Here is an 11,217-nt window from a genome sequence, read left to right as displayed (position 1 = left end):
CGTGCGGCGCAGCCGCATGCATCGAGAGGAGGTGCAGCGAAGCAAACCGTAGGCGATGCCCCCGGATCGATCCCGGAGCGAAGGAACCCCGAGCCTCAGCGAGGGGCCGTACGTCAGGGTTAGAGACCTTTTGGTTACTTTTGGGGCGTTTGCCAAAAGTGACCCGCCGTAAGGGCGGAACCCTAAGCAGCCATAACCGCAGCAACGGATCTGCCCCCAATCCCAATCCCAATTGACTCAAATCCCCCGCCCATGGTCTCCTACACAACTTGTTACGGGTGCCCCTCACAGGGTGAAACGGGAAACCGGTGAATCATGTGCTTTACTCTAAAGCCATGTCAGTCCGGTGCTGCCCCCGCAACGGTAAGCGAGCGAAGCGTCAGATCCACTGTGCCCACAGGCATGGGAAGGTGACGCTTGCAGGTCGGCAGACAGCCACCCCTCGTGAGCCCGGAGACCGGCCCGCAACACACAGTGCGCATCCTTGCGTCACTGAACATAACAAACCCGCGGTGGGCGGGCGCTGTTCGAACCTCTGCGTGCCCGGCCGCAGGGGTTTTCATGCGCTCAATTCACCCGCTGACACTCCAGAGGGAAGCGCCATGTCGATCATCAGCAGCACCGGCAGCAATTCGGACAAGATCTCCAGCACCACCACCCTGAGCCAACGCCTGACCGCCGCCGTCTGCGCGTCGATCCTCGGTGCGTGCCTTGTGTATTTCGCCGGTTTCTCGCACATCGAAGCGGTGCACAACGCCGCTCACGATACCCGCCACAGCGCCGCGTTCCCGTGCCACTGAGACCTGACGACATGATCAAGCGTATTGCGCAGACCGCAGGTTTCACCGGCCTTCTGGCCGCCCTGCTCCTGACGTTGCTGCAAAGCTTCTGGGTTTCGCCGCTGATTCTGCAGGCCGAGACCTTTGAGAAAGCCGAGCCGGTTTCCGAAGTTCACGAACACGCCGCCGGCACCGCCGCCCATACACACGATGCCGAAGCCTGGGAGCCGGAAGATGGCTGGCAGCGCGTGGTCTCCACCACTGGCGGCAACCTGGTGGTTGCCGTGGGTTTTGCGCTGATGCTGGCGGGTCTGTACACCCTGCGTGCGCCGACCAAAACTTCGCAAGGCCTGCTCTGGGGCCTGGCCGGTTATGCGACCTTCGTGCTCGCGCCGACCATGGGCCTGCCACCTGAGCTGCCGGGCACTGCCGCTGCGGATCTGGCCTCGCGGCAGATGTGGTGGATCGGCACTGCGGCCTCCACCGCTGTCGGCCTGTCCTTGATCGCGTTCAGCCGTCACTGGCTGATGAAGATCCTCGGCGTGGCGATCCTTGCCGTGCCGCACGTTATCGGCGCGCCACAACCGGAAGTTCATTCGATGCTCGCCCCGGAAGCCCTCGAAGCCCAGTTCAAAATCGCTTCGCAGCTGACCAACGTCGCGTTCTGGCTGGCCCTGGGCCTGATCAGCGCCTGGTTGTTCCGCCGCAAAAGCGAAGGTCAGTACCACGCATGACCGATGACAGCGCAGCGCCGACCTTCGTGGTCGGCCTGGGCTGCCAGCGCGGCTGCCCGGCCAGCACGCTGCGTGCATTACTTGACCAGGCGTTACAGGCGCATCGAATTGATCTTGAGAAGGTCAAGGCGCTCGCCAGTATCGACCTCAAGCGCGACGAACCCGGTTTGCAGGAACTCGCCACCCAACTGGCGCTGCCGTTGCTGTACTTCAGCAGCGAAGAACTGGCCAGTTACCAGCAACGTTTGAGTCATCACTCACAGATCGCCTTCGAACGCACCGGCTGTTATGGCGTAGCTGAAAGTGCCGCTCTGGCCCTCGCCGAACAGTTGATCAGCGGCCCGGCAAAACTGCTGATTTCGCGGCAAAAGTACGCTCAGGCAACTCTGGCATTGGCCGGCGCGGCGTAAATTCCCGATAATCCCCGCTTTCGATCATGAGCATTCTTCATCTGAAGGGCTTGTGACGCACCGCCCTGCCCCTTTTCTACAGGATCCAACGATGACCGTTTACTTCATCGGCGCCGGCCCCGGCGACCCGGAACTGATCACTGTCAAAGGCCAGCGGCTGATCCGCAGTTGCCCGGTGATCATCTACGCAGGTTCGCTGGTGCCGACGGCGGTGCTGGAAGGTCATTGCGCTGAAACCGTGGTCAACAGCGCCGAGCTGCACTTGGAGCAGATCATCGACCTGATCAAGGCCGCCCACGCCAAGGGACAGGATGTGGCGCGGGTACATTCGGGGGATCCGAGTCTGTATGGCGCCATTGGCGAGCAGATTCGTTATTTGCGCGAGCTGGATATTCCGTTCGAGATCATTCCCGGTGTGACCGCCACCGCCGCGTGCGCCGCGCTGTTGGGCGCCGAACTGACCCTGCCGGACATCTCGCAAAGCGTGATCCTGACCCGATATGCGGACAAGACCGCGATGCCGGTTGGCGAAGAGCTCGGCAATCTGGCGCAGCACGGGGCGACCATGGCGATTCATCTGGGGGTCAATCATCTGGAGAAGATCCTGGCTGAGCTGCTGCCGCATTACGGCGCGGATTGCCCGATCGCGGTGATTCATAGGGCGACGTGGCCGGATCAGGACTGGGTGGTCGGGACGCTGGAGGATATTGCCGGGAAAGTGGCGGCGAAGGGGTTTCGGCGTACGGCGTTGATTCTGGTTGGGCGGGTGTTGGGCAGCGATCATTTCAGTGAGTCGTCGCTGTATCGCGCCGGGCATGCACATCTTTACCGCCCATGACGGCCCTTTCGCGAGCAAGCCCGCTCCCACATTTGATCGCATTCCAAATGTGGGAGCGGGCTTGCTCGCGAAGGCGTCATTGAATCTCACGCATAAAAAACGGCGCTCACGGGGCGCCGTTTTTTATGCCGCAGCGAACACCTTAGTAGTAGGCGTTTTCTTTCTGCGTGTGGTCGGTCACGTCGCGCACGCCCTTGAGCTCCGGAATGCGCTCAAGCAAGGTGCGCTCGATGCCCTCCTTCAGGGTTACGTCCGCCTGGCCGCAGCCCTGGCAACCGCCGCCGAACTGCAGCACGGCAATGCCGTCTTCAACCACGTCGATCAGGCTGACCTGCCCGCCGTGGCTGGCCAGCCCCGGGTTGATTTCAGTTTGCAGGTAGTAGTTGATGCGCTCGTTGATCGGGCTGTCGGCGTTGACCATCGGGACTTTGGCGTTTGGTGCCTTGATGGTCAGTTGGCCGCCCATGCGGTCGGTGGCGTAGTCGACGACGGCATCATCGAGGAACGCTTCGCTGAACGAGTCGATGTAAGCGGTGAAGCTTTTCAGCCCCAGCGCCGTGTCTTCAGGTTTCTCTTCGCCCGGCTTGCAGTAGGCAATGCAGGTTTCGGCGTACTGGGTGCCAGGCTGGGTGATGAAAACGCGGATGCCGATGCCCGGGGTGTTCTGCTTGGAGAGCAGATCGGCCAGGTAATCATGGGCGGCGTCGGTAATGGTAATAGCGGTCATGGAGACTCCTCGCAGGCTTGAGGCGGAGTTTACGCCAATCGGCGCGCGGCACAAAGTCCTAGTATTTACGTAGGAATAGTTCGCAAATCGGCTAGGCGCCAGGTTCTCCGTCAATCCGCGCTTTAAGCCATTGATAACTGCGTTTTTCCACCCATTCGTAGCTCAGCCACGAACCGATAGCGATGGCCAGCGCACAGACGACAAACATCAAATACGGGTTGATCCCGTAGCGTCGGGCCAGATAACCGCCGGCCGACAGCACCAGCACGTGCATCAGATACACCGAGTAAGAACAGTCACCCAGCAGCTTCAGCAGCCTGTTGCGCTCGACATGACGTTCGAGCGCCATGCTGGCCATGACCAGCACCGCACTGGGCACGCCCCAGTTCAGCAATCGGGGTTCCGGCGGCAGGTGATAGATCGCCAGCAACCCCGCACCGATCCCCAGTAACGGCAGCCACAGCGCCGGCCCGATCCAGCCGCGACGGTAAAGCATGCCGATGCCGATCCCCAGCAGGAACTCATAAACGATGTCCGAGCGATAAAACTCGCTGACCCAGCCAAACCCGGTCCAGGCCTGGCACACCGCAAACAGCAGCGCCGCGACCACCAGCAAGCGCACTTGCAGCCGGAACAACAGCGCCCAGGCGAACAGCACGTAGAACAGCATTTCGTAATTCAGGGTCCAGCCGACATTCAGGGTCGGGTAGATCCCGTAGCCGCCGGGATTTTCGGTCGGGATAAACAGCAACGACAGCAGCAAATGACTCCAGTCCACCGTCTGATCCGGCAGCAACGGCCGGGCGAACACCACCAGCAACGCCATCAGCACCGTGTAGAGCCAATACGCCGGGACAATGCGAAACAGTCGATACAACAGAAACCGCGCCGGCGGCAGCGCCTTGCCTTCGGTGGACAGGAAAATCACCAGCCCGCTGATCACGAAAAAGATATCGACGCCCACGGCGCCCTTGTCGATGAACAGCTGGCCTATCGGCCCGCGCGCCTCGAAGTCGAAGAAAATCTGCATGAAGTGATGGCAGACCACCGCCCACGCGGCGAGCGCTCGCAGGGTCTGCACTGAAATCAACATCGATGGTGCTCCCGATCCCGTACTTCACAGGATTGGGACAACCGCCATCGCTCAAACGATCAAAGATTCTCGTACCGGTTCATGTCCAGCACACCCTCTTCCACCGGGTCGGTTTCGTGGATGTACTGGCTCAAATCATGGAAATAGAACCAGAACTGCGGATGGCTGCGGCGGATACCCCAACGTTCGACGATTTTCTCGAACTGCGCGGCGTCCTTCGCACTCTCCATGGCATCGACAAACGCCGGCACCTGATCCGCCGGGATGTTGAACATGAAATTCGGGTAGCTGCTTAGCACACCCGGATAGATCGTCAGCGTGTCCAGCCCCGGTTGATAGCGCAGCGATTCACCGAGCAGGAACGCCACGTTGCTGTGCGCACGGTTGCGCAGCAGGCTGTAGACCTCGCGCTTGCCGCTGCGGGTTTCAACCCGAAGCATGGTCGCTTCCGGCAATTGATCGATCACTTTCAGGCCGGCTGCCGGGCGCGAAGTCAGGCGACTGAGGGCCTGCTCGGCGTTCTGCAACGCCGGATCAATGTTCGGGCGCGAGCAATAAGCGTCTTCGCAGCGGTTGATCGGATCCGGACGCGCATTGAGATCGCCGTAGCGCGCTAGCAATTGCATGGCGAAATCGTGCTTCGGGTCTTTCTCGTCGAGTTTCAGCGCGGTTGGCTTATCGTCATCGATGGCTTCGTAATCGAGCCACATCTTGAACTGGCCGCTGCTCTGGTACCAATCGTCGAGGTAACCCTCGCGGGAGTCGGCGGGCATCAGGCGCAGGAAGTTCTGTTCGGCACCGTTGCGGATCAGGTCGAAATACAAGCGCGTTTGCGCCTGATGGGAAACGTTGCCGAACACATCGAAATTCACCGCCAACTGGTAATAGGTGCGCTCCAGCAGCGGATAGTCGAACAGCCACATGGTCTGCGGCACTTCGCCGATCAGGCCTTTGGTCACCGAGGCGCTGTCGAAGTGGCGGAAGATGCTGAGCAAGGCGTTGTCGTTGCCGGCCCACAGGGTCGACCAGCTCGGTGCCGGCAAGTCGGCGTAGCTGTCACGGCGCAGGGCTTCGTATTTGTTTCGCTTGTTGCGGTAGTTGTGCCACAGGCTCAGGACACTGCCGACATCGTCGTTCTGCCCCGGCATGGCCAGCAATGGCGTGGCCTGGCCGCGATAGTTCGGGTCGGTGATGTACAGATCGTGTTCCGGTGCCTGGAACAGCGCCCAGAAGTTGTCGCGGATCACGTCGGTCGCGATCTGCCCACGGCACACCGGGCCGCGAATAAAGGTGCGCACGAAGTATTCGGCGTTATCGAGCATGAACTGATAGCGCGCCTGCGCCGGGATCGCCTCGAAGGTCGCGAACGGGTTGGCCCGGCTCTGCGGCCCGTAGCCCGGCAAGGCGTTGACCTGCCAGTTGCCGTTGTAGAACAGGCTTTTGACCCGCGCCATCTTCGCTGCGCTCAGCGGATAGGTGATGTGGGTCTTGTGCACGATCACGCCCTGCACCGGCCACAGGCGGTAATACACCTGAGTGCCCGGATCGTCGTTCGGGCGGCGCGTGGCGATCAGATCGATCGGCTGGCCGGTCGGTGTGCGCGAACGCACCCACTGGAAGTAATGCCCCGGCTCCCCGTCCTTGAAATAGATGTGCGCCAGGAACCAGTGCTCGTACAGCCAGCGCCCGACCAGACTTTCCCGCGCGCCGGGCTGGTTGAGCAGGTTTTCCCACTGGACGATCTGCAGCGCCTCTTTAGCGCTCGGCGCCAGGCCTTGCTCGTCGATCGGCGCGCCGGACGCCAGCCAGCGTTGCAGCGTCTGATATTGCTGATCGGTCAGGCCGGTCACCGCCAGCGGCATGCCCTCTTTCGGATGGGCGCCGGCATAACCGTCGAACTCGGCGGGCATCGCGCACAGGTTCTCGCGGTTGAGGCCCAGCACGATGTCTTCCGGCAGTTTGGCGTTGGGGGTCAGCGGCGTTTTGTGTCCCAGTTCCAGCATGCGCGCCATCAGTGCGGCCTGGCTGCCTTGGGCGTCGAGCACCGAATAGAAGTCTTTCTGCTGCCAGGCGCGTTTGCCGAAGGCGTCATAGAACAGCCGCGTGGTCGGTGCCGCCTGGGTGCGTTCGCCATCGTAGACCGGCATCTTGCTCGCGCCACGGGCCGCGCCTTCGCCGCTGCCAAGGTTCAACTGACAGGCAGAGTCGTAACACGCATGGCAGGCCACGCACTTCTCGGTGAAGATCGGCTGGATGTCTCGGGTGTAGGAGATAGGAGAAGAAATAGCGGGACTCTGCGCCGCCGCGCCAAAGCTTAAAAACAGCAATGCAATGCTGATGACGCGGTACGACATATCCCTGATCCTGATCCTGAAGAAAAACGCCGCGATTCTACCGCTATGACGCCCGTGCCAACATGAGCGATATTCATGCAAAAGCGCCACATGCTCTAAATCGGCACAGGTTTGTTATGATCCCGCTCCTTCGTCATGGTCTTTTTCGAGTAGTCCCAATGTCCGATCGCAGCGTCCGCCTTCAAGCTCTCAAGCAAGCTCTCAAAGAGCGCATCCTGATTCTCGACGGCGGCATGGGCACGATGATCCAGAGCTACAAGCTCGAAGAGCAGGATTATCGCGGCAAACGCTTCGCCGACTGGCCGAGCGACGTCAAGGGCAACAACGACCTATTGGTCATCACCCGTCCGGACGTGATCGGCGGGATCGAAAAAGCCTATCTGGATGCCGGCGCCGACATCCTCGAGACCAACACCTTCAACGCCACCCGGATTTCCATGGCCGACTACGGCATGGAAGAACTGGCCTACGAACTCAACGTAGAAGGCGCACGACTGGCGCGCAAGGTCGCCGACGCCAAGACCGCCGAGAACCCGGCCAAGCCGCGCTTCGTCGCCGGCGTGCTCGGTCCCACCAGCCGCACCTGCTCGCTGTCGCCGGACGTCAACAACCCGGGCTATCGCAACGTCACCTTCGATGAGCTGGTGGAAAACTACACCGAGGCCACCAAAGGCCTGATCGAGGGCGGCGCCGACCTGATCCTGATCGAAACCATCTTCGACACCCTCAACGCCAAAGCCGCGATCTTCGCCGTGCAAGGCGTGTTCGAAGAACTGGGCTTCGAGTTGCCGATCATGATTTCCGGCACCATCACCGACGCCTCCGGCCGTACCCTGTCGGGCCAGACCACCGAAGCGTTCTGGAACTCCGTGGCCCACGCCAAACCGATTTCGGTCGGCCTGAACTGCGCCCTCGGTGCCCGCGAACTGCGTCCGTACCTGGAAGAGCTGTCGGACAAGGCCAGCACCCACGTTTCGGCGCACCCGAACGCCGGCCTGCCGAACGAATTCGGCGAGTACGACGAGCTGCCGGTGGACACCGCCAAAGTCATCGAAGAGTTCGCCCAAAGCGGTTTCCTCAACATCGTCGGCGGTTGCTGCGGCACCACGCCGGGCCACATCGAAGCCATCGCCAAAGCCGTCGCCGGTTACGCGCCACGGCAGATTCCGGACATTCACAAGGCTTGCCGCCTGTCGGGTCTGGAGCCGTTCACCATCGATCGCAGCTCGCTGTTCGTCAACGTCGGCGAGCGGACCAACATCACCGGTTCCGCTAAATTCGCCCGCCTGATCCGTGAAGACAACTACACCGAAGCCCTGGAAGTCGCCCTGCAGCAGGTCGAGGCCGGCGCCCAGGTGATCGACATCAACATGGACGAAGGGATGCTCGATTCGAAGAAGGCCATGGTGACCTTCCTCAATCTTATTGCTGGCGAGCCGGACATCTCCCGCGTACCGATCATGATCGACTCCTCGAAGTGGGAAGTGATCGAAGCCGGCCTCAAGTGCATTCAGGGCAAGGGCATCGTCAACTCGATCAGCATGAAAGAAGGCGTCGAGCAGTTCATCCACCACGCCAAGCTGTGCAAGCGCTACGGCGCCGCCGTGGTAGTGATGGCGTTCGACGAAGCCGGTCAGGCCGACACCGAAGCGCGCAAGAAAGAAATCTGCAAACGCTCCTACGACATTCTGGTCAACGAAGTCGGCTTCCCGCCGGAAGACATCATCTTCGACCCGAACATCTTCGCCGTGGCCACCGGTATCGAAGAACACAACAACTACGCTGTGGACTTCATCAACGCCTGTGCCTACATCCGCGACGAACTGCCGTACGCCCTGAGCTCCGGCGGCGTGTCCAACGTGTCGTTCTCGTTCCGCGGCAACAACCCGGTGCGCGAGGCGATCCACTCGGTGTTCCTGCTGTACGCGATCCGCGCCGGCCTGACCATGGGCATCGTCAACGCCGGTCAGCTGGAGATCTACGACCAGATCCCGCAGGAACTGCGCGACGCCGTTGAAGACGTGATCCTCAACCGCACCCCGGAAGGCACCGACGCCCTCCTCGCCATCGCCGACAAGTACAAGGGCGACGGCAGCGTCAAGGAAGCCGAGACCGAAGAGTGGCGCAGCTGGGACGTCAACAAGCGTCTGGAGCATGCGCTGGTCAAAGGCATCACCACTCACATCGTCGAAGACACCGAAGAATCCCGTCAGTCGTTCGCGCGCCCGATCGAAGTGATCGAAGGCCCGCTGATGTCCGGCATGAACATCGTCGGTGACCTGTTCGGCGCCGGCAAAATGTTCCTGCCGCAGGTGGTGAAATCCGCCCGTGTGATGAAGCAGGCTGTGGCTCACCTGATTCCGTTCATCGAACTGGAAAAAGGCGACAAGCCGGAAGCCAAGGGCAAGATCCTCATGGCCACCGTGAAAGGCGACGTACACGACATCGGCAAGAACATCGTCGGCGTGGTACTGGGTTGCAACGGCTATGACATCGTCGACCTCGGCGTAATGGTCCCGGCCGAGAAAATCCTGCAGGTGGCCAAGGAGCAGAAGTGCGACATCATCGGCCTGTCCGGCCTGATCACTCCGTCGCTGGATGAAATGGTCCACGTGGCCCGCGAGATGCAGCGTCAGGACTTCCACCTGCCGCTGATGATCGGCGGCGCGACCACCTCCAAGGCGCACACGGCGGTGAAGATCGAGCCGAAGTACAGCAACGACGCGGTGGTCTACGTGACCGACGCCTCCCGCGCCGTGGGCGTGGCGACGCAGCTGCTGTCCAAGGAACTGAAAGCCGGTTTCGTTCAGAAGACCCGCGAAGAGTACATCGACGTCCGCGAGCGCACCGCCAACCGCAGCGCCCGTACCGAGCGTCTGAGCTACGCGGCCTCGATCGCGAAAAAACCGCAGTTTGACTGGGCCACGTACACCCCGGTCAAACCAACCTTCACCGGCACCCGCGTGCTGGACAACATCGACCTCAACGTTCTGGCCGAATACATCGACTGGACGCCGTTCTTCATCTCCTGGGACCTGGCCGGCAAGTTCCCGCGCATCCTTGAAGACGAAGTGGTCGGTGAAGCGGCGACCTCGCTGTACAAGGACGCCCGCGAGATGCTGACCAAGCTGATCGACGAGAAGCTGATCAGCGCCCGTGCGGTGTTCGGCTTCTGGCCGGCCAATCAGGTCCATGACGACGATATCGAGCTGTACGGCGATGACGGCAAGCCGATGGCACGCCTGCATCACCTGCGCCAGCAGATCATCAAGACCGACGGTAAACCGAACTTCTCGCTGGCCGACTTCGTCGCGCCGAAGGACAGTGAAGTGACCGACTATGTCGGTGGTTTCATCACCACCGCCGGCATCGGCGCCGAAGAAGTGGCCAAGGCCTATCAGGACGCTGGCGACGATTACAACTCGATCATGGTCAAGGCCCTCGCCGACCGTCTGGCCGAAGCCTGCGCCGAGTGGCTGCACCAGCAGGTGCGTAAAGAGCATTGGGGTTACGCCAAGGATGAAGCCCTCGACAACGAAGCGCTGATCAAAGAGCAGTATTCCGGCATCCGCCCTGCCCCGGGCTATCCGGCGTGCCCGGATCACACCGAGAAGGCCACACTGTTCGCCCTGCTCGACCCTGAGGCCCAGGAAATGCGCGCCGGTCGCAGCGGCGTGTTCCTGACCGAGCACTACGCAATGTTCCCGGCGGCAGCGGTCAGCGGCTGGTACTTCGCCCATCCGCAGGCGCAATACTTCGCGGTGGGCAAGGTCGACAAGGATCAGGTGCAGAGCTACACCTCGCGCAAAGGCCAGGAACTGAGCCTGACCGAGCGCTGGCTGGCGCCTAATCTGGGTTACGACAACTAATACAGCTTCACGAAATACCCTGTGGGAGCGAGCTTGCTCGCGAAAACGGTCGATCATTCAGCATTAATGTTGAATGGCGCGCCGCCATCGCGAGCAAGTCGGATCGTCGCACCGTCGCTCCCACAGTTCGTTTTGCGGTGTTCTCCAGATGGTTGGCTATGCTTGTCTGACACACACGGCAGACGGGGGATTTATGGACGATCCAGTCGACAACAAGCCACCGACCTTCTGGCAGATGCTGCACAGCGTCATGGCGGCGGCGTTCGGGGTGCAGAGCGGCAAGAACCGGGCAAGGGACTTCACCCATGGAAAGCCCAGCCACTTCATCTTCCTGGGCATTGCGTTCACGGCAGTTTTTGCCCTGACGCTGTTTGGCATCGTGCAACTGGTGGTGCATCTGGCGGGCGTCTGAC

Annotated in this window: 9 protein-coding genes and 1 riboswitch; of the genes, 6 read left to right on the top strand and 3 right to left on the bottom strand. The window is 61.2% G+C overall.

The genetic code is table 11. The features are described from left to right. Positions 1 to 259 precede the first annotated feature (259 nt). Positions 260 to 481: riboswitch (cobalamin riboswitch) on the top strand. A 121-nt stretch (positions 482 to 602) separates the two neighbouring features. The 4 genes from K5E37_RS19635 to cobM all read left to right on the top strand — a co-directional run bounded on the left by K5E37_RS19635 (position 603) and on the right by cobM (position 2,761). After that, complete coding sequence (locus K5E37_RS19635; protein ID WP_007959524.1) at positions 603 to 800, top strand: CbtB domain-containing protein; 198 nt, start codon at positions 603 to 605, stop codon at positions 798 to 800. A gap of 11 nt (positions 801 to 811) precedes the next feature. Then, on the top strand, positions 812 to 1,513 hold the full coding sequence (locus K5E37_RS19630; RefSeq protein ID WP_221534897.1) for a CbtA family protein: 702 nt from the start codon (positions 812 to 814) through the stop codon (positions 1,511 to 1,513). Beyond that, positions 1,510 to 1,923 (top strand): cobalamin biosynthesis protein, encoded by a 414-nt coding sequence (locus tag K5E37_RS19625; protein ID WP_007959522.1) that lies wholly within the window; start codon positions 1,510 to 1,512, stop codon positions 1,921 to 1,923. Before K5E37_RS19630 ends, K5E37_RS19625 begins: the two co-directional genes overlap by 4 nt. Before the next feature lie 91 nt (positions 1,924 to 2,014). After that, positions 2,015 to 2,761 (top strand): precorrin-4 C(11)-methyltransferase, encoded by a 747-nt coding sequence (gene cobM / locus K5E37_RS19620; protein ID WP_221534896.1) that lies wholly within the window; start codon positions 2,015 to 2,017, stop codon positions 2,759 to 2,761. A gap of 142 nt (positions 2,762 to 2,903) precedes the next feature. Here cobM and nfuA read toward each other — a convergent pair whose 3' ends face one another. The 3 genes from nfuA to K5E37_RS19605 form a co-directional block, all read right to left on the bottom strand. Then, on the bottom strand, positions 2,904 to 3,488 hold the full coding sequence (gene nfuA / locus K5E37_RS19615) for a Fe-S biogenesis protein NfuA (RefSeq protein ID WP_007959519.1): 585 nt from the start codon (positions 3,486 to 3,488) through the stop codon (positions 2,904 to 2,906). A gap of 91 nt (positions 3,489 to 3,579) precedes the next feature. Further along, positions 3,580 to 4,581 (bottom strand): acyltransferase, encoded by a 1,002-nt coding sequence (locus tag K5E37_RS19610; protein WP_221534895.1) that lies wholly within the window; start codon positions 4,579 to 4,581, stop codon positions 3,580 to 3,582. A gap of 59 nt (positions 4,582 to 4,640) precedes the next feature. After that, positions 4,641 to 6,935 (bottom strand): fatty acid cis/trans isomerase, encoded by a 2,295-nt coding sequence (locus K5E37_RS19605; protein WP_221534894.1) that lies wholly within the window; start codon positions 6,933 to 6,935, stop codon positions 4,641 to 4,643. A gap of 158 nt (positions 6,936 to 7,093) precedes the next feature. Between K5E37_RS19605 and metH the strand changes: the two genes are divergently transcribed. Further along, entirely contained in the window at positions 7,094 to 10,804 is a 3,711-nt protein-coding gene (gene metH, locus K5E37_RS19600) for a methionine synthase (RefSeq protein ID WP_221534893.1), read from the top strand. Between the two features lie 193 nt (positions 10,805 to 10,997). Next, positions 10,998 to 11,216 carry a DUF2970 domain-containing protein gene (locus K5E37_RS19595; protein WP_007959515.1) on the top strand — a complete coding sequence of 73 codons (219 nt, stop codon included), beginning with the start codon at positions 10,998 to 11,000 and terminating at the stop codon, positions 11,214 to 11,216. Position 11,217: the final 1 nt, after the last annotated feature.

It is taken from the genome of Pseudomonas sp. RIT778, from assembly GCF_019718735.1.
Lineage (GTDB): Bacteria > Pseudomonadota > Gammaproteobacteria > Pseudomonadales > Pseudomonadaceae > Aquipseudomonas > Aquipseudomonas aphyarum.
Note: the sequence above shows the minus strand (reverse complement) of the source record. Positions and strands in the feature narration are given on the sequence as shown.

What these genes read in the sequence shown, in the direction of transcription:
- K5E37_RS19610 (WP_221534895.1), bottom strand. Translation starts at nt 4,581, where the DNA reads ATGTTGATTTCAGTGCAGACCCTGCGAGCGCTCGCCGCGTGGGCGGTG.
- cobM (WP_221534896.1), top strand. Translation starts at nt 2,015, where the DNA reads ATGACCGTTTACTTCATCGGCGCCGGCCCCGGCGACCCGGAACTGATC.
- K5E37_RS19635 (WP_007959524.1), top strand. Translation starts at nt 603, where the DNA reads ATGTCGATCATCAGCAGCACCGGCAGCAATTCGGACAAGATCTCCAGC.
- K5E37_RS19630 (WP_221534897.1), top strand. Translation starts at nt 812, where the DNA reads ATGATCAAGCGTATTGCGCAGACCGCAGGTTTCACCGGCCTTCTGGCC.
- K5E37_RS19595 (WP_007959515.1), top strand. Translation starts at nt 10,998, where the DNA reads ATGGACGATCCAGTCGACAACAAGCCACCGACCTTCTGGCAGATGCTG.
- metH (WP_221534893.1), top strand. Translation starts at nt 7,094, where the DNA reads ATGTCCGATCGCAGCGTCCGCCTTCAAGCTCTCAAGCAAGCTCTCAAA.
- nfuA (WP_007959519.1), bottom strand. Translation starts at nt 3,488, where the DNA reads ATGACCGCTATTACCATTACCGACGCCGCCCATGATTACCTGGCCGAT.
- K5E37_RS19605 (WP_221534894.1), bottom strand. Translation starts at nt 6,935, where the DNA reads ATGTCGTACCGCGTCATCAGCATTGCATTGCTGTTTTTAAGCTTTGGC.
- K5E37_RS19625 (WP_007959522.1), top strand. Translation starts at nt 1,510, where the DNA reads ATGACCGATGACAGCGCAGCGCCGACCTTCGTGGTCGGCCTGGGCTGC.